Annotated in this window: 24 protein-coding genes and 2 riboswitches; of the genes, 8 read left to right on the forward strand and 16 right to left on the reverse strand. The window is 55.5% G+C overall.

Going from position 1 to position 22,165, the window contains the following annotated elements; genetic code table 11:
* The first annotated feature begins 192 nt into the window (after positions 1–192).
* Positions 193–570 (forward strand): DUF393 domain-containing protein, encoded by a 378-nt coding sequence (locus tag MIH19_RS21015; protein WP_249006717.1) that lies wholly within the window; start codon positions 193–195, stop codon positions 568–570.
* A gap of 29 nt (positions 571–599) precedes the next feature.
* Here the strand turns inward: MIH19_RS21015 and MIH19_RS21020 are convergent, their stop codons facing one another.
* From MIH19_RS21020 to MIH19_RS21030, 3 genes are all read right to left on the reverse strand, one after another.
* Positions 600–1,904, reverse strand: coding sequence for a TRAP transporter large permease (locus tag MIH19_RS21020; protein WP_249006718.1), 1,305 nt, complete (start codon positions 1,902–1,904; stop codon positions 600–602).
* Positions 1,894–2,388, reverse strand: a complete 495-nt coding sequence (locus MIH19_RS21025; RefSeq protein ID WP_249006719.1) for a TRAP transporter small permease — start codon at positions 2,386–2,388, stop codon at positions 1,894–1,896. Before MIH19_RS21025 ends, MIH19_RS21020 begins: the two co-directional genes overlap by 11 nt.
* A 71-nt stretch (positions 2,389–2,459) precedes the next feature.
* On the reverse strand, positions 2,460–3,470 hold the full coding sequence (locus tag MIH19_RS21030) for a DctP family TRAP transporter solute-binding subunit (RefSeq protein WP_249006720.1): 1,011 nt from the start codon (positions 3,468–3,470) through the stop codon (positions 2,460–2,462).
* A 230-nt stretch (positions 3,471–3,700) separates the two neighbouring features.
* Here MIH19_RS21030 and MIH19_RS21035 point away from each other — a divergent pair, with 230 nt between their 5' ends.
* On the forward strand, positions 3,701–4,486 hold the full coding sequence (locus tag MIH19_RS21035) for a DUF1499 domain-containing protein (protein WP_249006721.1): 786 nt from the start codon (positions 3,701–3,703) through the stop codon (positions 4,484–4,486).
* Positions 4,486–6,762, forward strand: a complete 2,277-nt coding sequence (locus tag MIH19_RS21040; RefSeq protein WP_249006722.1) for a mechanosensitive ion channel domain-containing protein — start codon at positions 4,486–4,488, stop codon at positions 6,760–6,762. Before MIH19_RS21035 ends, MIH19_RS21040 begins: the two co-directional genes overlap by 1 nt.
* 81 nt (positions 6,763–6,843) lie before the next feature.
* Here the strand turns inward: MIH19_RS21040 and MIH19_RS21045 are convergent, their stop codons facing one another.
* From MIH19_RS21045 to MIH19_RS21055, 3 genes are all read right to left on the reverse strand, one after another.
* Entirely contained in the window at positions 6,844–7,644 is an 801-nt protein-coding gene (locus MIH19_RS21045; protein ID WP_249006723.1) for a thiazole synthase, read from the reverse strand.
* Positions 7,645–7,739: 95 nt separating this feature from the next.
* On the reverse strand, positions 7,740–9,056 hold the full coding sequence (locus MIH19_RS21050) for an LLM class flavin-dependent oxidoreductase (protein WP_249006724.1): 1,317 nt from the start codon (positions 9,054–9,056) through the stop codon (positions 7,740–7,742).
* Positions 9,056–9,829 (reverse strand): 3-oxoacyl-ACP reductase, encoded by a 774-nt coding sequence (locus tag MIH19_RS21055; protein ID WP_249006725.1) that lies wholly within the window; start codon positions 9,827–9,829, stop codon positions 9,056–9,058. The genes MIH19_RS21050 and MIH19_RS21055 overlap by 1 nt, the downstream gene beginning before the upstream one ends.
* A 47-nt stretch (positions 9,830–9,876) precedes the next feature.
* Positions 9,877–9,973, reverse strand: a riboswitch (TPP riboswitch).
* An 89-nt stretch (positions 9,974–10,062) separates the two neighbouring features.
* Positions 10,063–10,171: riboswitch (TPP riboswitch) on the forward strand.
* 109 nt (positions 10,172–10,280) lie between these two features.
* On the opposite strand from MIH19_RS21055, the gene MIH19_RS21060 reads away from it, so the two are divergent.
* Complete coding sequence (locus tag MIH19_RS21060; RefSeq protein WP_249006726.1) at positions 10,281–11,720, forward strand: sodium:solute symporter; 1,440 nt, start codon at positions 10,281–10,283, stop codon at positions 11,718–11,720.
* A 46-nt stretch (positions 11,721–11,766) separates the two neighbouring features.
* On the opposite strand, the gene MIH19_RS21065 is transcribed toward MIH19_RS21060, so the two are convergent.
* From MIH19_RS21065 to MIH19_RS21080, 4 genes are all read right to left on the reverse strand, one after another.
* Complete coding sequence (locus MIH19_RS21065) at positions 11,767–12,954, reverse strand: PHB depolymerase family esterase (protein WP_249006727.1); 1,188 nt, start codon at positions 12,952–12,954, stop codon at positions 11,767–11,769.
* A 32-nt stretch (positions 12,955–12,986) separates the two neighbouring features.
* A complete protein-coding gene (locus MIH19_RS21070; RefSeq protein WP_249006728.1) occupies positions 12,987–13,403 on the reverse strand; it encodes a CopG family transcriptional regulator in 417 nt (138 codons plus the stop codon).
* 320 nt (positions 13,404–13,723) lie between these two features.
* Positions 13,724–13,969: a TIGR03643 family protein gene (locus MIH19_RS21075; protein WP_283164712.1), complete on the reverse strand. Its 246-nt coding sequence runs from the start codon at positions 13,967–13,969 to the stop codon at positions 13,724–13,726.
* 77 nt (positions 13,970–14,046) lie between these two features.
* Entirely contained in the window at positions 14,047–14,682 is a 636-nt protein-coding gene (locus MIH19_RS21080) for a heme-binding protein (RefSeq protein ID WP_249006729.1), read from the reverse strand.
* A 203-nt stretch (positions 14,683–14,885) separates the two neighbouring features.
* Between MIH19_RS21080 and MIH19_RS21085 the strand changes: the two genes are divergently transcribed.
* Positions 14,886–15,311 carry a universal stress protein gene (locus tag MIH19_RS21085; RefSeq protein WP_249006730.1) on the forward strand — a complete coding sequence of 142 codons (426 nt, stop codon included), beginning with the start codon at positions 14,886–14,888 and terminating at the stop codon, positions 15,309–15,311.
* Here MIH19_RS21085 and MIH19_RS21090 read toward each other — a convergent pair.
* The 3 genes from MIH19_RS21090 to MIH19_RS21100 all read right to left on the reverse strand — a co-directional run bounded on the left by MIH19_RS21090 (position 15,308) and on the right by MIH19_RS21100 (position 17,833).
* Positions 15,308–16,282 (reverse strand): M23 family metallopeptidase, encoded by a 975-nt coding sequence (locus tag MIH19_RS21090; RefSeq protein ID WP_249006731.1) that lies wholly within the window; start codon positions 16,280–16,282, stop codon positions 15,308–15,310. The genes MIH19_RS21085 and MIH19_RS21090 overlap by 4 nt on opposite strands.
* Positions 16,283–16,369: 87 nt before the next feature.
* Positions 16,370–17,044, reverse strand: a complete 675-nt coding sequence (locus MIH19_RS21095; RefSeq protein WP_249006732.1) for a hypothetical protein — start codon at positions 17,042–17,044, stop codon at positions 16,370–16,372.
* Between the two features lie 117 nt (positions 17,045–17,161).
* Positions 17,162–17,833 (reverse strand): SDR family oxidoreductase, encoded by a 672-nt coding sequence (locus tag MIH19_RS21100; protein WP_249006733.1) that lies wholly within the window; start codon positions 17,831–17,833, stop codon positions 17,162–17,164.
* A 65-nt stretch (positions 17,834–17,898) separates the two neighbouring features.
* Here MIH19_RS21100 and MIH19_RS21105 point away from each other — a divergent pair, with 65 nt between their 5' ends.
* Both MIH19_RS21105 and ltaE read left to right on the forward strand, forming a co-directional pair.
* Positions 17,899–18,732, forward strand: coding sequence for a M90 family metallopeptidase (locus MIH19_RS21105; RefSeq protein WP_249006734.1), 834 nt, complete (start codon positions 17,899–17,901; stop codon positions 18,730–18,732).
* Positions 18,733–18,806: 74 nt separating this feature from the next.
* Positions 18,807–19,823 carry a low-specificity L-threonine aldolase gene (gene ltaE, locus MIH19_RS21110; RefSeq protein WP_249006735.1) on the forward strand — a complete coding sequence of 339 codons (1,017 nt, stop codon included), beginning with the start codon at positions 18,807–18,809 and terminating at the stop codon, positions 19,821–19,823.
* Here the strand turns inward: ltaE and MIH19_RS21115 are convergent.
* From MIH19_RS21115 to MIH19_RS21125, 3 genes are all read right to left on the reverse strand, one after another.
* The gene (locus MIH19_RS21115; protein WP_249006736.1) at positions 19,792–20,199 is read right to left on the reverse strand and encodes a nuclear transport factor 2 family protein; all 408 of its coding nucleotides are present in this window, start codon (positions 20,197–20,199) and stop codon (positions 19,792–19,794) included. The genes ltaE and MIH19_RS21115 overlap by 32 nt on opposite strands.
* Positions 20,200–20,393: 194 nt before the next feature.
* Complete coding sequence (locus MIH19_RS21120) at positions 20,394–20,585, reverse strand: hypothetical protein (protein ID WP_249006737.1); 192 nt, start codon at positions 20,583–20,585, stop codon at positions 20,394–20,396.
* Between the two features lie 70 nt (positions 20,586–20,655).
* Complete coding sequence (locus tag MIH19_RS21125) at positions 20,656–20,970, reverse strand: HigA family addiction module antitoxin (RefSeq protein WP_249006738.1); 315 nt, start codon at positions 20,968–20,970, stop codon at positions 20,656–20,658.
* A 228-nt stretch (positions 20,971–21,198) separates the two neighbouring features.
* On the opposite strand from MIH19_RS21125, the gene rlmF reads away from it, so the two are divergent.
* Positions 21,199–22,152 carry a 23S rRNA (adenine(1618)-N(6))-methyltransferase RlmF gene (gene rlmF / locus MIH19_RS21130; protein WP_249006739.1) on the forward strand — a complete coding sequence of 318 codons (954 nt, stop codon included), beginning with the start codon at positions 21,199–21,201 and terminating at the stop codon, positions 22,150–22,152.
* The last annotated feature ends 13 nt before the right edge of the window (positions 22,153–22,165 follow it).

Raw genomic sequence — 22,165 nt, forward strand, 5'->3', positions numbered from 1 at the left:
AGAACAGATAATTGTGCTGTGAGTAACAGCCAATAATCAAAAAAGGCAGCTTCGGCTGCCTTTTTGCTGTCTGCTTTTTTATTCGTGCCTTTCCTGCCCCGCTAATGAATACACTTCGCCCCCACCAACGTAATCTCAGTAGCTCAACTTCACTAACGCACGACTCGAAAAGACTGACTACAAGGCTACGCTATGCCCGCAAAACCGATTTTATTCTACGATGGCCAATGCCCGTTGTGCCGCCGCGAGATTGACCACTACCGTAAGGTCGACAAGCAATCACGCATTGACTGGCAGGACATATTTGCCAGCAATAATACTCTGGCCCAATACCAACTTAGTCACACAGATGCGATGAAAGTCATTCATGCAGTAGACAGCAAAGGCACGCTTCAGTCCGGTGCCCACGCGTTTGTGGTGGTGTGGCAGGAACTGCCGGGCTACCGCCATTTGGCGACCGTGTTGAAGAAACTGCACCTGGTTGGCCTGGTGAACCGAGCCTATCTGGTGTTCGCCCGCTTGCGCTTTCGTTCGCGTTGCAAGCAGGGTTGTCAGTTGCCGCCGCGCTAGATTGTCACGCATCGCGCCTAAACCTGCATTTACCAAGGCCCAACCACATAACCAAGCTTGTCGGGCAGCCACAGCGCAATGCCCGGCACCAATGCGACCAGCAGCAGGCTCACGCCCATAGCGGCAATAAAAACCAGCGCCCAACCCAAGGTGTGCTCCAGGCGGATATTGGCAATACGGGTGGTAACCATCAGATTCACCGCCACCGGCGGAGTAAACTGACCAATAGCAATGTTCATGGCTAGCAGAATACCAAACCAAACTGGGTTCCAGCCAAAGTGGTTCATGAGCGGCAGTACGATGGGAATCAGGATCAGGTATATGGATACCGCGTCCAGCAACATACCCGCCAGCAACACCAGCAGCATCACCAGCCCTAACAGAACCCATCCATTGTCTGACAGCGACAACAGCGTATCAGCCAGATGTTGGAAGGTGCCCAGAGTTGTGCCAGCCCAAGCAAAAATACCCGCCAAAGCGATAATCAGCATAACCACGCCGGACGTAACCGCAGCGTCGGTCACCAGATCATAAAGCCCGCGCAGGCTCAGATTGCGATAGATCAGGCAGCCCACAATTACCCCGTAGGTGACCGCCACCACCGCGGCCTCGGTGGGTGTAAACAGGCCGGAACGCAGGCCACCCAAAATGATCACCGGCGCAAACAAAGCCGGCAAGGCCGCTTTAAAGCTGGGCCAGAAAGGTGGACGCTCTGAGGTTTTCGGATCTTCCCAGCGGTATTTCCGGGAAAAATACAGCGCCGGCACCAGCAGCGACAGCCCCGCCAGAATACCGGGGAACACACCGGCGGCAAACAGCGCGCGCAAATCCACCCCCGGCACCACAATGGAATACAGAATCAGCGCGATGGACGGTGGAATCAAAATGGCGGTAGACGATGATGCTGCAATCAGCGTGGCGGAAAACGGCTGCGGATAACCCGCCTTGCGCATGCTGGGCAGCATCACCATGGCCACGGCGGCAGCATCGGCCGGGCCGGAGCCACTCATGCCGCCCATAATCAGGCATACCAGCACGGCAACAACGGTCAGACCACCGTGGCGCGGGCCGATAATAGCTTGGGCAAAACGCACCAAGCTGGCGGCCACCCCGGCACGTTCAAAAATCAAACCGGTCAGTATGAACAGCGGTATGGCGATCAGCGGGTACTTTGCCACGCTGTTGTAGGTGTTAGTGCCAAAGGTGGCCAGCATATCTGGCGAAAGCCCGGCCACAATGCCTACCGCGCCGCCCAGCCCCAAGGCGATGGCCACGGGTACACCCAACAACAGCGCCACCATGAAGCTGGCGATCATTAACAGATCAGGACTCATGAATGATCTCCGGATCAGCTTTGCCGCGCAGGCGATCTATCAAACTCTGGGTCATGCGTACAATAATGGCCAGCGCCATCAGCGGCAGCCAAATCACGTAAATCCAGTTGGGCAAGCCCAGCCCGGGTGACAGCGACTCCCACTGGTATTCCTGCCAGGCAAACACGCTGCCGTACCAAGCGGTAATGGCAAACACCGTCACGCCCAACGCCCACTGCACTACGTATACGGCCGTTCTAAAAGGCGCCGGCAGGTGGTGCTCGATCAGCTCGATGCGAATGTGCTGGTTGTTGCGCGCCGCTACCGCAGCGCCAGCAAAAGTCACCAGAACCAGGAAAAATACCGAGAACTCTTCAGTAAAGGCAAAAGACGCATCGGTGGTGTAGCGCACAATCACGTTACCCAGGCTGATCAAACAGATCGCAATCAAGGCAACAGACGCAAGCCAGGCTTCGGGCCAGCACTTAGGGGGGCGGGTAGACATGAAAACTCCGGGTTAGGCAGCCCGGCTCTGCGCCAGAGTGGAATTTCGGCACAAAGCTCGGGCCAGAACGCTTACTGCTGGCGCTCGGCGACGGCTTGCTGGGCCTTCTTTACCAGATCTTCACCAATCCGCGGTGACCATTCCTGATAGACCGACTGAGTAGCATTGATGAACGCATCGCGCTGGGCCGGCGTCAGTTCGGTGACGGTCACGCCACGCTCTTTTATGGCGGCCAAGGTGGCGTCCAGCTCACTGCGGGACTTTTCGATTTCCCATTGGCCGGCGTCTATTGCGGCCTTCTTTAGCAAGGCCTGATCGTCGGCGCTGAATGTCGCCCACACCCGATTGTTAACGGCAAAGACCAGCGGGTCTGCCATGTAGTGCCACAGGGTCAGGTGCTCCTGCCCTACCTGATCAATACGCGCCACATCAAACACCGACAGCGGATTTTCTTGGCCGTCTACGGCACCGGTGGTTAGCGCCGGCTTGGCATCAGCCCAGCTCATCTGAGTGGGGTTGGCGCCCAGAGCATTAAAGGTATCCTGAAACAATGGCGAACCTACCACGCGAACTTTCAAGCCTTCCACATCCGCCGGCTCGCGGATCGCGCGCTTGGAGTTAGACAGTTCACGAAAACCATTTTCGCCCCAGGCCAGCGGCGTTACACCACGTTTCTGGATGGCGGCAAAAACGGCCTCACCGACCTCGCCTTGGGTAATCGCATCAATGGCGGGATAATCCGGCATCAGAAACGGCAGCGAGAACAGATTCAGTTCCGGCACCTGGGGTGACCAGTTGATGGTAGAGCCCACCGCCATATCAATCAGTCCGGAGCGCATGGCAGAAAATTCTTTGGTCTGGTCGCCAGACACCAGCTGGGAGTTGCTGTAAATTTTCATGTTGATACGCCCTTCCGAGCGCTCGTTCACAAGCTCTACCCACTTGTCGGCCGCCTGGCCCCAAGGAAAGGCCGATGGCAACACGGTAGATACGGTGTACTCGTCTTTGTATTGAGCATGGGCAATAGACCCAAATAAGAGCGCGCCTGCGGCGGCGGCAACTAACGTGCAACGTTTCAGCATTTTCTTTTCCTTATTGTTTGACGAGAAACTGGCCGCCGGGCAAAAGCATAATAGGCGACAGCCCCGCGATTATAGGAGGGTCGCTTGGCGCGACGCAAAAAAAACTGCTGCGTGCCAGCGGTTAAGGCTATGTCGCCTTGAGACTGCACCTCATTGCACACTATGCTTGTTAGCAGAACCAAGGCAATGCTGCTCTTAAAAGTAGCTCAACTAAACCAGGAGTAATTACTATGTCATCGCTTTCACAACACCATCGTCGCGGTGGCAAGTGGCCTGTATTGTGCGCCTGGCTGGCCGTCATCGCGCTGATTGCCGCCGGTGTTCTAATGGCGACGTCAGGGACGATGTTTCGCATGGAATGGATTGCACTGGGCGACGCCTTTAGCTGGCTGCGAATGGGCGCGCAACTGGCAGCAGTGGCCGCCATACTGGGCATAGTGACCATTGTGGTTGCCGGCCTGTGTAGGCGCTGGGGTGCGGTTTTTACCGGAGCAATGGCCGCCGTGGTGGCGGTTACGGTGATTGCGATGCCGATGCAAATGCAGCAGCGGGCACAAACGGTACCGCCTATTCACGACATTACCACCGATATGGACAATCCGCCGGCGTTCGTAGCCCTGGCCAACGCCCGTGAAGCTGCGCCCAACGCTGTGGATTATCCCGGCATTGAGACCGCGCGCCAACAACGGGCTGCTTACCCAATGCTGCAGCCCATCACACTGGCGGTGCCCCTGGCGCGAGTGCAAACAGCGGCACGGGATCTGATTGCTGCCCGCGACTGGCAACTGGCCGAGGCCAGCCCAACAACCCTTGATGCAACAGCCATCACTCTTGAAGCAACAGCCACCACCCGCTGGTTCGGCTTTAAAGACGATGTCGTGATTCGCCTGACCGACACCAGCGAAGGCGTGCGTGTAGATATGCGTTCCGCCTCACGCCTGGGTACAAGCGATTTGGGCACGAATGCCGAACGAATACAGGATTTCCTGGAAGATCTACAACGCGCGGTGCGCTGATGACGCCGCCGCACATAAAAGGCCAACCCATGGGTTCCCGCTTGTTCACGGCGCCATTTTTTGCGCTTGTTATCGGTGTTGCGCTGCTGTGCCTAGCGGCCACCGCAACCCAGGCCCAGGGGTTGTCGCTGCCAGCAATCCCGGGGCTGCCCGGATCGAGCCCGGAAGAACAGAAACAAACGGCTTCTGCAGAAGCATTGAGCCAGTCACTTGAAATTACCATTCAGGCCCTGCAAGACGACAGCAGCCGCGAAGACCTGATCAAACAGCTGCAAACTCTGCAACAGGGCCTGCAAGCGCAAGCCATTGAAGATCAGCGAAACTCGCCCACTCAGCAGGGCTTGCTGGGGGCGCTCGCAGAATTTTTTGACGATCTCACACGCTCTGACGGTGCCGCTGGTGAGTCACTGGGGCGCTGGAAAGTAAATTTTAACAACGCCCTCAAAGCTGGTAAGGAGTTGATCGCCGCTGCCTCATTCAAGGTGGTGGCAGAAACAGCCATCGGGCTAGCACTGGGGGCGGCGCTTTTGTACAGCCTGTCGCGCCTTGCCCGAGTGCTGTTTATTCGCCGCGACTGGCCGTTGGAAATGCCCCGGCGCGCCAAGCCCTGGATGCTGATGGCGCATTTTGCACGCCGGATAATCCCCTGGATTCTGACACTGGTTGGCCTGTTCCTGCTGTTGGGTCTGCGCATGCTGGGCATTTCAGACACCGCGCAAAGCACCGTTCTGGTGCTGGCTTATATCAGCCTGTGCGGACGCCTTCTGACGTCATTATTCGACGTCATGATTTCGGTTTTCTCCAGCGGCCATAGAACCACCGCTGTTGCTATTTTACATAGGCGTACGCTGTTTCCGCTGTTCATTATTGGTGCTCTGTTCGCTTTGTCAGACGCTCTGGGGTCGTCGGAGCTGGTGTCGCAGCTCGGCGCCGACCTGGCCGCTACTCTGGCGCTCGTTTTCAGTGTGTTTGGCGCCCTGCTGGCAGTCTTCGTGATTATCCGCAACCGCCGCCCAATCACCCACCTGATACGCAATCAGCCGTATAACCAGCGCAAGAATCAAGGCGTATGGCGGGAACTCGTCGGCCTGCTGGCGCGGCTCTGGCATATTCCGTTGTTGCTGGCGATTGGCGCCTCTATGGTGGCTGTTTTTGCCAAAGGCGGTTCAGGCGACGCGGCTCTGGGCAAGGCGCTTATTGTTTCACTAGTACTGATTATCACTTTGGCAGCGCAAGGTGTTGTCGGCATTCAAAAAAGCAGCTTCCGCCACAAGTCTCTGAGCACCTTCAGCCGGCGCCTGGTGAAATTCGGCTATCGCCTATTACAAATTGCGTTATGGCTGGCCTTTTTTGAGATAGCGCTGCAAGTCTGGGATCTATCCCTGCTAGGGCTAGCCAACAAGCCATCCCTCAGTGCTGGCCTGGCAGACAGCCTGTTTGCGCTAACGGTTACCGGGCTGATCGCCAGCTTGACCTGGACCTTTGCCGATGAGCTTCTGGAGCGCGCTGTACGCCGTGGCGACCGCAAAAAGCGCCTTAGGGCGGCTCGCGCCCAAACCATCGTTCCCATTGTCCGCAACACCATTATGATCATCATTGTGGTGGTGGCCTTTCTGGTCAGCCTTTCCATTGTCGGGGTAGATGTTACACCGCTGCTGGCCGGTGCCGGTATTGTCGGTCTGGCGGTCGGTTTTGGTGCCCAGACGCTGGTACAGGATTTGATCACCGGGCTGTTTATTGTGGTGGAAGATTCAATGTCGGTGGGCGACTTCGTAGAAATCAACGGCTTTATGGGCACGGTAGAAGGCTTCAATCTGCGCACCGTGCGGCTGCGGGATCTGGAAGCGGTGGTACACCACATTACCTTCAGCAAAATCAGCTCTATTCACAATATGTCGCGCCAGTTCGGCATTGCGCTGATAAAAATTCGGGTACCGCGGGACCTGCCCATTGATGACGCCATCAAACTGATGACCGACACCGCAGAAGAACTACGTGCTGATCCCGCCATGCGCTGGCTGATCTGGTCGCCTCTTGAAATGCAAGGCATTCATGCGTTTACAGAAGGCTGCCCGGTGTTACGCATGCGTATGCGTACCAAGCCCGAGTTCCAGTGGGATGTGTCACGAGCGTTCAATCTGCTGCTGAAGCGGCGGATGGAAGACCTGTATCTGGACCTGGCCGCACCGCGCATCAGCGTGCAAATGGAGGCCGAAGGCGGCGCCCGTTCGCTAGGTCGCGGAGGCCAAGCCGTCCATCTGGAAAATCAGGACTAACGCAGCAGACATTAAAAAGCCAGGCTCCGCGAATAAAACGGAGCCTGGCAAAAGGCAACTCTACACTTGAAAATCGAGACGTCAGGCGCTGGCGATGCGCCCGGCCAGCGGTGATGACGGATCTGCCAATTGGCGACGGGGCATGCGCCCGGCCAGAAAGGCTTCACGCCCGGCTTGAACCGCCAATCGCATGGCACGGGCCATTGCAATAGGGTCTGGCGAATGGGCAATGGCCGAGTTCATCAATACCGCATCGCACCCCAGTTCCATCGCCATAGCAGCCTCGTGAGCGGCACCAATACCGGCATCCACCAACACGGGCACGTTCGCGCGTTCGACGATCAGGCGAATATTGTGGGGGTTTTGAATACCAAGGCCGGAGCCAATCAGCGAACCCAGGGGCATAATCGCGCAGCAGCCGATTTTTTCCAGCTCCAACGCCACAATGGGATCGTCGCTGGTGTACACCATTACATCGAAGCCATCACGAATCAGCTCTTCGGCGGCTTTTAGGGTTTCCACCACATTCGGGTAGAGGGTGGTTTCATCGCCCAGCACTTCCAGTTTGACCAGATTATGGCCATCTAGTAGTTCGCGGGCCAGCTTGCAGGTGCGCACCGCAGAGCGGGCATCAAAACAGCCAGCGGTATTCGGCAGCAGGGTGTAGCGGTTTGGCGGCAGGAAATCCAGCAGGTTAGGCTCGTCGGGATTCTGGCCAATGCTGGTGCGGCGCACGGCAAACGTTACGACCTCGGTGCCGCTTTCGTAAAGTGCCCGCGCGGTTTCATCGTAGTCTTTGTAGCGGCCGGTACCCACCATAAGGCGCGATGTGAAGTGCCGCCCTGCGATCACCAGTGGTTTGTCCAGGGATTGTTCTGTCATGTTGTGTTCCTGTTTGTGAGGGTTGCCGCTTGCGTAGGCGGCGACTGTTGAAGGTGTTGGTAAGGTGATTTGATCGCGAGCGTAAAAATAATGTGTCAGCGATGCGCTGGCCTGGCCAGCCCCAAATGTTCGCGCAAAGTGCTGCCCTGATATTCCCTACGAAACAGACCACGATTTTGCAACACCGGCACGACCTGCTCGATAAAGTCTTCAATGCCAGCGGGCAATGACGGCGGCATCAGGTTAAACCCGTCGGCGCCTTCGTTGCGGAACCAGTGCTCCATTTTGTCCGCAATCTGCTCGGGCGTGCCCACCATGGTGCAGTGGCCACCCCCCGCCGCCAGCCGGCCTAGCAGCTGGCGCAGAGTCGGTTTTTCGGTTTCGATAATGCGTAAAATGGTGCTGTAACGGCCCTGTGGCCCGCTAAAATCCTCCAATGGCGGAAGTGCTGGCACCGGTGCGTCCAAATCCCAGCCAGCACAGTCCTGGCCGATAAACATTGCCAGCTGGCGCAAAGACGCATCCGCGGGTAACAGCTCGTCAAGCTCACGCTGCTTGGTCTTTGCTTGTGCCTCGGTGGGTGCCACATAAGTGACCAAGCCCGGTAAAATCGGCACATAAACCTCGCGGCCCGCGGATTTCACCCGCTGTTTGATGTCACGGTAATAGCTTTTCGCCGCCGGCAAATCGTAGGCAACGGCATAAATCGCCTCAGCGCATCTGGCCGCCAGCTCCCGCCCGGGCTCCGACGCGCCGGCTTGAAACAATACCGGATGCCCCTGCACCGGGCGCGGTACGTTCAAAGGTCCGTCTACTCGAAAAAATTCCCCCTGGTGGTTAATCGGACGCACCTTGGCTGGGTCGGCGTAATGGCCCTGGCGATCAAACTGTAAAGCGTCATCAGCCCAGGAATCCCATAGTCCCAATACTGCCTGCACAAACTCGTCGGCGCGCCGGTAGCGCTCGGCGTGGCCGGGCATAGTTTCATAACCGTGGTTGCGAGCTTCTGCATCAAACATCGAAGTAACCACGTTCCAGCCAATGCGGCCGCCGGAGATATGATCCAGCGATGCGACAAGACGCGCGGCGTGAAACGGTGTGTAGAACGTGCTGGATACGGTGCTGATAAATCCGATCTTTTCCGTAGCCCGGCTCATGGCGGCCATGGCCGTTAGCGGCTCCAGGTAAAACCAGCTGCCATCCGACACATTGCCCGCCGAATTGCTGTCGGCGAAAAATACGGCGTCCAGTTTTCCACGTTCGGCGGTTTGCGCCAGGCGCTCGTAATAGCGAATATCTCCCAACTGCTCCACCGCCGACTGCGGGTGGCGCCAGGCGGCTCGATGATGGCCACAACCCATCAGAAACAGGTTGATGTGCATCATCCGTTGATGTGAATCGGAGGCCGTCATCAGTTTTTCACCAACCCGCCGTCTACCACCAGGTTCTGCCCGGTGACCGAGCGCGACCAGGGTGACGCAAAAAACAAAGTGGCATCGGCAAACTCTGCCGGCGTAGTCACCCGCCGCAACGGTGTGCTAGCGGCGATGAAATCAAACACCGCCTCGGGTGTGGCAGCAGATGCGTCGGTGGTGCGAAGCAGGCCGCCCGACACCATATTGACGGTGATGTTGTCCGGTCCCAAATCCTGGGACAGGGTGCGGGTGAGCGACAGCAAAGCTGCTTTGCCGGCGGTGTAATCGTGATACGGCACCACCGGGTTCTGGAACAGGTTGGTTCCCACATTCACAATGCGACCAAAACCCTGTTCGCGCATACCGGCCAGCGCCGCTTGGGTGGTGTTTAACGCACCACCCACGACGCCGGCAAACTGCTGGTTCAGATTCTCCCAGGTCAGCTGATCTGCGTTCGGGCGGGCGTCGCCGTTGAATGAGAAATCCGGTAAGGCATTATTGATTACCGTGGTCACCGGAAACCCAAAATGTTGCCGGGCCTGAGCAAACATCGCCTGCACAGCGGCGCGGTCTGTCACGTCAGCCTGCACCGCAAGCGCCCGTACCGGTTCTTCAGCGGCCAGTTTGTGCGCCGCTTCGGCGCTGTTGCGATAGTTGATAACAACGCTGGCGCCTTCGCGCAAAAACGCGCGCACCAGGTGTTCCCCCAAACCGCGTGCAGCACCGGTTATCAAAACCAGCTGTTGATCAAGACGTACGGATTTGTGCATAGACACCTCATGGCTGAGGCGAAGGTATGAATGGACAGATTTGGTGCGGGCGCACCTTCTGACATCCCTTCGCCAGTGTGAACTGGATCAGGTTCAACGGGTGTGCTCTCAGCCCTGCAAAGCAGGACACCCCGTGTCGAGCCAAAACCATAGCACAACGGCTGCGCGAATATGCAGGCTAAACCGCCGTTAATAGCTGCAATTGACAAGTACGAACAGACTTCCTACTCTATTGCCATTCCTGGGGGCGCCATTGCGATGGCTGAGACTCCGCACGTTGTGCGGTAACCCTTCGAACCTGATCCGGGTAATGCCGGCGAAGGGAAGGAAAACGCCTGCTTTATGCTTGCCTGTGCGCTTCTTTCTTTCCCAGCGGCTCGTCCCGGTTGTCCCGGTCGTTCGCCACCTTTGGCGATACGCTACCGTCTGCCACGGCAAGGAAGACTCACCGATGCTAAGCACCTCTACGGCCCTTGTGTGGCTGGTTTTATTCGCCGCACTTTTTGCCATACCCGGCCTGATTTACGCCCGCCACAAGCAAGACAAGCTGGATGATTTTCTGGTGGCCCGCAACAGCCAAAGCAGCTCAGCTACCCTGCTGACACTACTGGCGACCACCATGGGCACCTGGATTCTGTTTGGCCCGGCCCAGGCCGCCACCTGGGGCGGTATTGGTGCCGTTACCGGTTATGCACTGGGTGCCCTGGCACCGCGCTTGATCATGATTCCCTTGGGCAAACGCATTCGAACATTAATGCCTGAAGGCCACACCCTCACCGAATTTGTGCTCGGCCGCTATGGTCGTGTTATGTACGGCTTCGTGCTGGTGATCATGGTTTTTTATCTGTTTATCAGCCTGACTGCGGGCCTGACTGCCATTGCCAAAATGGTGTCTTTACTAGCACCAGTGCCCTTATGGCTAACCGCCAGCATCGTCATGGGCGCCACCCTGTTGTACACCCTGTATGGCGGCCTGCGGGTCACCATTTTTACCGACCGGGTACAAATGCTGGTGATATTGCCATTTCTGGCGCTGTTAATCGGTTTTGGCTGGAAAGCCACCGGTGGCTTGGCTCCAGCGCTGCAAGGCTTGCAGGAAAAAGCACCGCACCTGCTGAACCCGCTGGACATCAACGGTTTGAAATCCGGCCTGACCTTTTTTCTGGCAGTGGTGCTGACCGGGTTATTTTACCAGGGCACCTGGCAGCGTATTTTCGCCGCCCGCGATAACAAGGTTATCCGCAACGGTTTTATCATCAGCGGTCTGTTGAGCTTCCCGATCATTTTTATCATGGGTTTGTTCGGGCTGGCGTTTGTCGGTTTGGACTTGCCGGGTGACGGCTCGGTGGCGCTGTTCAGCGTGCTGTTGGCGGATGTGCCCGTGTGGTTTGCGATTGGCCTGTTACCCTTCGGGCTGGCGCTGATTATGAGCAGTGCCGACTCCACCATCAGCGGGCTGACCAGCATCATGGTTATAGACCTGCGCCGGCTGCTGCCAACGTTGAGCAACCATAGCCTGCTGTCGCTGTCCCGCTGGCTGATTGTGTTGTTGTCGGTGCCGGTGCTGTTTGTGGCGGCCCAAGGTTACAGCGTGCTTTACCTGTTTTTACTGGCCGATCTGCTGTGCTGCGCCGCCGCTTTCCCGGTATTTTTCGGCTTCTACAACGCCCGTTACCAAAGCTACAACGCCGCGATTAGCACGTTTTCCGGCCTGGCTACCGGGTTGATGCTGTTTCCCGCACCAGGGGCGCCGCTCACCTATTTGCTGGAATCTTTCCTGCTGGCAACCTTTGTACCGATTGCGGTGTCGTTATTGTTGCTGCTACTGCCAAAAGGAAAGCGCTTCGATTTTTCCATCTTGGCGCAGCGGGTGCGGAAGCTGGAAGGGTAATCTGCAGCCGCTAATAGCCGGCTTACGATTGCCCTTAACGTGACGTCTACCGCTGCTCGACTTTTGAATGCGTCAGGAAAAAGCGCAGCATTTCCCCAGTCGCATCCGGACCTTTTGGGTCGGTATACGAGCCTTGAGGCGCACCACCGGCCCAGGCGTGGCCGGCGCCGTGAATCGACCACTGTTCAACAATAGCCTTGCCGTTGGCATCATGATGAGTCGTGCGGGTATAGGCATGGCCGTTGGGCACCTTCCCTTGTTCACTTTTGGTGTCAATCGCGTTTTTCGGTCCGCTGCCTGAGCCGATAGAGCCAGAATACTGGGCCGCAACGCGGTCGCCATTGCCGGGGTGTACCGTGGTATCGCGGTCACCGTGGAATATGATGGCGGGAATTTTCTGATCCATTGACGACGTTGCGCCAGCACCCGCCCTCTTGTTATTACGGCTTGCAAGAGGCGCAGCATCACCTCGCATGGCCGCAAGTGCTGAAGCTATACTGTGTGCGGCACCGTGGGGCAGGCCAGAATGCACCCCCACCGCTGCGTACAAGTCCGGGTGGGTCATTGCAAGGGTGGTTGCCATGGCACCGCCGGCGGACAATCCGGCCACATAAACCCGTTGCTCGTCCAACTTATACTCATCGACAATCTGCCGCGTCATACCGGCAAGGATTGCCGGTTCGCCGTTCTCGCGTTGTTGATCGCTTGGTTTGAACCAGTTCCAACACTTGGATTGGTTGGCAGAAGCCGTTTGAGCGGGATAGAGCACCAGACACAACTGCGATTCCGCCAGCGTGTTCATACCCGTACCAGCCGCAAAATCATCCGGATTCTGGGTACATCCGTGCAGCATAACCACCAGCGGCAGGGACTGGCCGTGATAACCACTGGGAACGTACAGTTTGTAGTCGCGGCTGCCCGATTGATTCGTAAAAGTGCCACTGTTAAACGTTGCACCTTCGGGTGGCGCTTCGACGGAAGATGCCAAACCTGTGTTCAGACCTGTTTTCAACCCGGGCAAACCCGATAGTTTACCGCACAGAAGATCGCCCAAGCCATTGACATTACGATGAGCAGTAAAGGGCTGTCGTGGGGCTGAGGTTTGAGCCTGGTCTGGCGTGCCGTTCAGCGCCCGCTGTATCATTGCGGTCGCTTCCTGCAATCGGCCCGCATGGGTCAATCGCGTGGCCTCTTGCAAGCTGGCCGCAAGCGTTTCATTGGTTGGAAGATTCATTAAAAGGCTCCTCGGCGTGAATGAATACGCCATTAATAGATTCTGTCCGCCAGGGCGGCCTTGACCGCCTTGCTGGCCTGCAGAGCGCCTAGAACGGCGATGGATTCAATCGTTGCCAAGGCAAGTTCGGGAGAAACATCCTCGGCAATATTCGCCAGCCCTAGCACTTGAATTTGTAATACCTCTCCCTTCGCCTGTAGTGCCTCAAGATCACGACGGCTGTAATACTGCAAACCCAGCACATATGTCTTGCGAGCAACCGTTTCCTTGACCACTTCTGCATGGATTGCTAACTGGTTGCGAATCGCCGTGCGGATCAGATCGCTGCGATTAGAATAAAACCCTTCTTGTACCAGCAGATCAACCTGCCCCAGGTCTACCACACCAAGGTTGATAGTGAGCTTTTCGGTGGTGTCGCCTGTTTTGCGTCTTATCTCATGCACGCTCATCGCTTTTCCTTGTTGACTAGCACTGACCGAATCCTTTAAAACTCCATATGGATTCCAAATAGAATCCATATGGATGTTATATGGCGAATTTAGATAACTGTCAAGGAACAAATGGATCAGGCATAGAGGGGGCTGTAAGAAAAAACGCTGACGGCGTCTTGCGAAAGCGTCAGCTTATGACTTGGCGTAAAGACATCAACTGGCGCAGCAGCGTGCGACCGTTGGAGGGGCAAAAATGCAGGATTAGAAGAGCCAGGCACGCAGGGTTGAAGGGTCAGGCTGTGAAGGTGGAAAGGTTAGACTGCGCAGGTGGAAAGGAATCAGCGTTGCTTGTATTGCGTCGGGCAATAACCCCGCCCCACGTCTGGGCTGCGCAGCTTCAGGTGTTTTGTTGCACGACCGGACACCCGCGTTCGCCACAACCTGAAACTGCCGGGCTTGAGTGATTTGCGCATAAACCGGATAACCTCGGGTTCTGACAGTCCGTACAGCTGTTGGATGGCTTCAAATGGCGTGCGGTCTTCCCACGCCATTTCAATAATTCGTGACTCGTCGACTGGGCCCATAGCGCGTGCTCTAGCTAAACAGAAGTGTCCAGAACATTACGTTTTCCCGCAGTGTTTGGATGCAGGCAATGTTGCGTTTACGGATTGTCTGACGGCATCGCGATCGGCATCAAAACCTCATTGCGCCGCAAAAACCAGGGCATAAAGGGCGGGTTGTAACGCGCCCAAGCTGGCTTGCCAATCACGCGGAAGTCGTTTTCCTTTGCCCAGGCGTTCAACTTGTCTCTATGGTTCCGGTAACCTTTTTCACTCCAGGTGCCTGAGTAGCGCACCACCGCCATGCGCTGGATGGGAACCTGCCGTAGAGTTATTTTGGGATCTTTGGGCTGCGGCAGCGTCTCCATTGTATAAGACGCGGGCATCATGAAACTTACTACCCAGTTGTCGTTTACCCTCTGCTGACCGACCGGCGAGGTCATATCAATCTTTTCGCTTTCGGCTTTCTGCGCCACCGGTGAGGTCATTTCAATTTTCTGCTGGGACGTGTTATCGCCGGAGATGTATTTGAACAACCGGCCGAATGCCTTATTACCGGCGTTAGAAAACTTTCCGTCTACGACGGTTTCGGCCAGGATGTGTGGCTCGTAATCGCGCACCTCAAAATCCTGATCTTTGAGTACAAGCGTGTATTCAGCTTCTTCGGTCGCCATAACGTTGCCAACTCCGAGAATTGCCACAATCATCACCCAAACTGCCTGCTTCAGGTGAGTCATTAGCGCCCACCACCAAACGCTCTCTGGAGATCCATAGAAACACCTCACTTTTTGTGTACCCTTGAAGTCTGGCGTGGAAGATAGAAAGGCGCCATATTCCGCCTTTTAAGCCTTCATACGTGGCAATATCCGGGAATTACTGCCACGCTTTTGATTGTGGAAGGAAATGGCTCCACGCTTGAATTGGGATAAGGAGAAACACTATGTATCGCAAAATTCTCGTGCCCGTCGACCTGTCACGTACGGCGCAAATGTCGAAGGCGCTCAACACGGCAATCGACATCGCCAAGCACTATAACGCCGCACTCTGCTACATCGCGGTCACCAACACGGCCCCTTCCGCCGCCGCACACAATCCGGAAGAACTGGCCAAAAATCTCAACACTTTTGCCCAAGAGCAGGGAAAGTTACACGGCGTCGCTACCGACAGCAAAGTGATCTCGACGGCAGATACCGCCGTGGAACTGGATGACCGTTTACTGGAAGCCATCAAAGACACCGGTGCAGACCTGGTCATCATGGCGTCACACCCGCCTGGCACCGGCGATCGATTGCACATTCTCCACTCGAACGGTGCAAACATCGTCAGACACAGTAACGTGTCGGTTTTCGTTGTGCGTGAGGATTAATCTTGTGCGGCGCCGGGGCCCGAGACCTTAATCCTGTCGTTTCGAATGTAAAAGTCTCCGTTGATCGTCAAAGCCAAAGGCTTTCCGCTTAGCGGAGCCTCTTCGGGCAGGCCTCTTTGGGCATGCACGTGCAAATGCGGCTCTGAACTGTTACCAGAATTACCCATCTCCCCAAGCTTGTCACCAATTTCCAGACTGTCTCCGGCCCGTACCTGAATGCTGCCCTGGCGCAAATGCGCCAACACCACAAAGAAATCACCGCAATCAACAGCAACGTAATTGCCCGCTATATTCTCGGGGTCCAATTCAGGAACCTGCATGTCCTGAACACCGTCAACAATTCTGGCGATTTCTCCCTTACAGGGTGCTAATACCGGTGTACCGAAGGTGACATAACGAGTTGGGTCAGCGGGTTGCCAGCCTTCTACATGACGGCCAAACGGCGTAATCCGTACAATGTCGAGCGCGCGGCTCTGGCCCCGCCAGGGCCGGAATCGCTCTACCGATTCGTCCAGTGTATGCAGGTGAATATTGACTAGGCTGCCTGAGCCCCCATACGTCACCAGATAGTCGCCATCGCCGAAGGGCAGTGCGATATTCACGGTGCCTACCTGCGGGAGTTCCCGGCCCAGCAACGCCAGGTAACTCATATAACCGCCGATCGAGCCTAACCCGGCTGCCATCAGCACCAGCGTGGTTGGCCCGGCTGACGCTTGCCAAAATCCGTTGCCCAGGGAGCTGCCTCGCACAAGATGCCAAGCCATGGTCGACAGGAACACAACGCCGTAAAGATACGGCACCCAGAAAGGCGGCATCGTCCATAAAGCCGCGAGCCCTATCCCTAGAATAACCGCGCCAACCGAAATCGCCTGAAGCCCAAAGGCTAGAAAGCCAGCCGCCGGAAACCGTGCAAACCAAAACAGCAGCAGCACCGGCAGGAGAATCTGAGTAACCATGACCATCCAGGACATTAATCGGAGTTCCTTAATTCAAGCCGTAATACTGATAGGGAATGCACACACAGAGCACTTATAAAGAACGCTCATAACCAAAACGCGCTACCACGCCAGCCAGATGACATGCTTCGCGCCCTTTCCGGGGCGATGGGCACGCACCGTCACCGGCTCAACAGAAAGCCCGGTACGCTTGATCCTTTCGGTAAAGGTAGGGTCCTGCCCTGCCGACCAGTACGCCAGAATGCCTTCGGACGTCAGCGCGGCCTGGGCGGCAGCAATACCGGCGGCGGTGTACAGCCAGTCATTTTCCTTACGGGTCATTCCTTCGGGACCGTTGTCGATATCCAGCAAAATGGCGTCATAATGGCCCGGCGAATCTTTGATCAGCTGCACCACGTCGCCGACGTGCACTTTGGTTCTGGGATCATTCAAGGGATAACCCGCCGCAAGGCCCAATGGCCCGCGATTCCATTCCACTACGTCCGGCACCAACTCGGCCACGATTACTTCAGCCTTATCACCCAAAGCGCCCAGGGCCGCGGCCAGCGTAAAGCCCATGCCCAAACCGCCGATTAGCACGCGCGGTGCGGGGTGATTGGCAATCCGCTCGCAAGCAAGCGTTGCCAGGGCATCTTCGGAGCCGTGAAGGCGGCTGTTCATCAGCTCACCGGACTTGCCGGCAATTTTGATCGAAAACTCATCATTGCGCTGGAGCAGTCGCAGCTCCGTGCCTTTACCCGGAATGGTGGCGGTACCCAGCAGTTCAAAACGGGCCATAAAAACCTCAAAAGTCGTCAACACACCGGCAAAGGATTCACCGCAATATTCAGGCGCGATACTCTATATTCAAGCGCGACACTTTACCACGCCGTTCCTTCTACCCTTCACCTCTACTTACCAGGGCAACTGCTCGCCGTTGCTGTGCCAGAAGGTTCCGGAATTCTCCAGATTCAGCCCTTCAATCAGCGCAACCAATCCTTTCGCGGACTCTTCTGGCGTAATCAGCCCGCCGAAATTCACCATGCGAGTTTTCACATAGCCCGGGTGCAGCTGAGCGACGGCGATACCGTGGGGTTTCAAGTCTGTCGCCAGAGATTTCGCAAACGCGTTCAATGCGGCTTTGGAGGCACGGTAACCGTAGCGACCGCCGGAGTCGTTATCCGCAATCGACCCCATGCGGCTGGTGATATTCGCGATCTTGCCACCGGAAGGCATTTGCGGGAACAGGGCTTCGGCGATTCGCAACGGTGCGTAGGCATTGATCTCCATCTGGGTACGCAGGGAGTCAAAATCGATGCTGCCCAGTACTTCGTCCTGCAACAGACCCGCGTTGTTTATCAGTACGTCGATTTTAACGCCCTGCAGGCCGGCCATCAGCCTTTTCACACCGGTGTCGGTTGTCACATCCACACCGTCAACAACCTTTGCGGCCGCTTCTGCCAGCTCAGCCGACGTTTCACGACACACACCAATTACCTCACAGCCCTTTGCAGCAAAAAGCCGGGCTAGCTCCAGGCCTATTCCGCGGTTGGCACCGGTGATGACCACTACTCGTTTATTCGACATAACAACACCTCATAGATGAATAGGATAAGATGGCAAAAACGCCCTCCAGACAGGACACAGCCACATTGTCTTCGCCACTTGTATTCGCCGTGTTTGCTCTGGCGCTCATCGCTTTCGCGATATTTTACCTGTTTTTCTACCGCAACTGGCGGCGACAGCGTGAACTGCAACAGCCTTTTCCAAAAGCCTGGCGCACGTTGCTGCGGGCCCATATGCCACTCTATCAAAAACTTCCCCCGCCCCTGAAAAAGCAGCTGGAAGAATACGTTCAGCTTTTTCTTTCCGAAAAGGCATTCTACGGCTGCGCCGGCTTTGATGTGGACGAGCGGGTAAAAATAACCATTGCAGGCCACGCCTGCCTGCTTATTCTGGCCCGCCCCTATGCCTCTTATGACGATGTTCGCAGCATTCTGGTGTACCCGGATGTGTATCGCGTACAAACGGCACAGAGCGATGGCATCGTGGTGAGTGTTAGTGATCAGGTTCGTGCGGGCGAGGCATCTAACCGGGGGCAAGTGGTGTTGGCGTGGTCTGAATGCGAGGAAGGCGCGATGAATTCAGACGGCCCGCACAACGTTATTCTTCATGAGTTCGCCCACCAACTGGACTACCTGGACGGCACTGCAGACGGCGCTCCGCCGCTAAGCGGCGAGCAAGCCCAAGTGTGGCAACAAACCATGACCAAAGCGTATGAGAACCTGCGATCCAGCTTGCAGCACCATCAGAAAAGCTGGCTTGACCCCTACGGCGCCACCAAGCCTGCCGAGTTTTTTGCGGTGCTTACAGAGGCTTTTTTTCAGCAGCCAAAACATCTAAAAGCCGAACAACCGGACGTTTACGACGCACTGCGCGGTTTTTATCGGCTGGACCCCATAGACTTCAGCCGCCACGAAGGTTGAATCGCCTCCTGCCTTTCGCTGTAGGATGCCACGACCTATTTCACACATTAGCGATGATGCAAAAGAGCGCCACCATGATTGATTTCCGCAGTGACACCGTTACCCGGCCTACCCGGGAAATGCGCGAGGCCATGGCCTACGCGGAGGTTGGCGACGATGTTTACGGTGAAGACCCAACCGTGAACAGCCTACAAGCCTATGCAACCGAGCGGCTGGGCTTCGAATCGGCCCTGTTTGCGGCCAGCGGCACCCAGGCCAATCTGTTGGCCATCATGAGCCACTGCGGTCGCGGCGACGAATACCTGTGCGGCCAGTCAGCGCACAACTATCGCTACGAAGGCGGTGGCGCCGCCGTACTTGGAAGTGTGCAACCTCAGCCCATCGAGAATGAGCCAGACGGCAGCATCAACCTCGACAAGGCACGCGCAGCGATAAAACCCGATGACTTTCATTTCGCCATAACGCGCATGCTATCGCTGGAAAACACCATCGGCGGCAAAGTGCTTTCACTGGACTACCAGCGCCAGGCTCGCGCCTTTTGTGATGACCACCGGTTGCAGCTTCACCTGGACGGAGCCCGGGTATTTAACGCAGCGGTAAAATCAAACTGTGATGTAACGGATATAACCAAGCACTACGATTCCGTCAGCGTTTGCCTGTCGAAGGGACTGAGCGCACCAGTGGGATCGCTGTTATTAGGTTCAACAGCCTTTATCGAGCGAGCAACACGCCTGCGCAAAATGCTCGGCGGCGGCATGCGCCAGGCTGGCATACTGGCAGCAGCCGGGCGAATCGCCCTGGAGCAAGGGCCACTGCGACTGCAAGAAGACCATGAAAACGCCCAATGCCTGAGTACCGGGCTTGCCGCCATTTCAGAACTGGAAATTGACCCAAGCCGCACCCAGACCAACATCGTTTACGCCCGCTGCCGCTCGGGCAAAGCCGCGGCGCTGCGCGATTATCTGGCGAGCCAAGGGATTCTCATCACCGCCGGTGAGCCTATTCGCTTTGTGACCCACCGTGACGTTGATAACAACGATATAAAGCAGCTATTAACAGCTATTCAGCGGTTTTATCAGCAGCAGCCTTAACCGTCGATTGGGGGAGGTTGCCCCCCAACATGTTTTCAACGACGGCCGCATTATAGAAAGCTTCGACCTTTTGGATTTTGTCGCCTAGAACACTAAACCAGACTGCCAGCCGTACATCGCCAATCGGTTCAAAATTGGTCCGGTAATCCAGAATTGCGAATACGTGTTCTTCATCGGCACTGAGCTGACGGAGAATCAGGGCTTTCTGAATAGCGACCATCCCGAATTGGTAGGCCATCAAGTCATCCGGGTTCACGAAACGCATGTTTGGCCCAACATATTCAAATCCGTCCGTAACCAGCAAGGCCTTTGCCTCATCAAAACGCTGGGCTTGGATATCAGCAACGAACTGCGCCACGATGTCTTTTGGCTTCATCAATAGACTCCACTTCTAATACGGGAATGGTTTGAATGCCCAGAAACTTGCTAAGCTTTAACGGCGATATAAAAGACGTTTCTTTGTACAGCAGTGCTTTGGGGTAAAGCGCAAAAGCCACCCCAAGGCGCAGCAAAACAAGCAATGCTTTTTAATGAGTTTGGCAAGAACTTCAGTGCCAACCAACGGACACATCAGTCATTTTTCGGGGCAACCGGCTTCGGAGTAACTGGCTTCGGAGTAACAGGCTTCGGGCCTGCAGGGGCAATTTGCCCACTTTTACCTTTAACGACATAATGAACCGCTCCGCCAGCCTTTAAAAAAGCCGCTGTTTGCTCTTCAATTGAGGCCGTTGTTACTGAATCTTTTGCGGGTTTCTTGCTCATAGTATTCTCTCGGTTAAATGTTGGTTTATCTGTCCATTTCTACAATGTCTAATCTCGCTACACGAACTGTTTACGCAGCGTCTAGCGGTGTGATTCGGTCAACTTCCTCCTTGACCGATAACGCTGCAGTCCACAAATCAACAGCGTGCTGCGCATTCAGCCAAAACTCCGGAGAATTACCAAACAAACGCGCAAGCCGTAATGCCATTTCAGGGCTGACCGCACGGCGCTCTCGCAGCAGCTCATTGACGGACTGGCGAGATACCCCCAAAGATTCAGCCAATCCAGCGACCGTTAGGTCGTAGTCTGGGATGAAATCCTCTCTTAACATTTCACCAGGATGGGTCGGCTTGTGCTGCATACTGCCAGTGTCAGGAATAGCCACAGTTATTATCTCTCCCAGTGGTTGTTGCATATGACCTTGTACGTATTACCATCGTCAAAAGAAAAGCACATACGCCACTGGTCATTTATCGAAATCGTTTGCTGCTCCTGCCTGCCAGGTTTCAATCGCGGTACGCGAGTGTAATTTGTCACGTTACACATGTCAATTGATGGTCACGCGATGGTGGCTTCGTTTCACTTTTAAATTCTAAACTTCGGATATATTACTGTGAGCACACTTTACCGACGTAAAAAGAACCAAGCCAAGCCTGATCGCAAAGGTCTACACCCAAGAAATCTGCACAAGCAGGGCTATGATTTTCCATCGCTTGTAAAAAGCTGTCCGCCACTCGCCCCCTATGTGCGTAAAAATGCTTACGGCAACCTTTCCATAGAATTCGCAAACCCACTGGCCGTAAAAGCCCTGAATACCGCACTATTAAAGCGATACTACGGCGTTATTGATTGGGACATTCCAGAGGGTGCTCTTTGCCCGCCTATTCCCGGCAGAGCCGACTACATCCATTACGTAGCCGAGTTGCTTGGCGTTGGCGAGCCTACGACAAACCAAGCTAATACCCAGCCCAACATTTCGTTACTTGATATAGGAACGGGTGCGAATGGGATATACCCGCTACTAGCATGCCAAATATACGGTTGGCGGTCTGTGGGTAGTGATATTAACCATCAGTCGCTTGAAAATGTAACCTCGATTATTGCTAATAACCCCTCCCTAAAAGACCGTTTTACACTGCGCACGCAACACGATAAAAATCACATTTTTGAAGGAATCATTCAAACCGGGGAATTCTTTGATGTCAGTGTATGCAACCCGCCGTTTCATGGGTCGCAAGAGGAAGCTCTAACAGGCAGCCAACGTAAAATTAACAACCTTGCTCGTAACCGCGGTGAGCAAAAAACCCCGTCTTCCACTCTTAATTTTGGCGGCCTGGAAGCCGAGCTTTGGTGTAAAGGTGGCGAGCGACTGTTCCTTAAAAAACTCATAAAAGAAAGCCAGGTTTTTTCAACTCAATGCCGCTGGTTTACAAGCCTGGTTTCGAAAATTGACAATGTAAAGCCGGCAAAAAAACTGATTCTTAAACTTGGCGCAATTGACGTACGGGAAATAGAAATGAAGCAGGGCAATAAAACCACGAGAATATTGGCTTGGACATTTATCTAAGTCTCGTGCTCCG

This window comes from Marinobacter sp. M1C (assembly GCF_023314135.1).
Taxonomy (GTDB): Bacteria; Pseudomonadota; Gammaproteobacteria; order Pseudomonadales; family Oleiphilaceae; genus Marinobacter.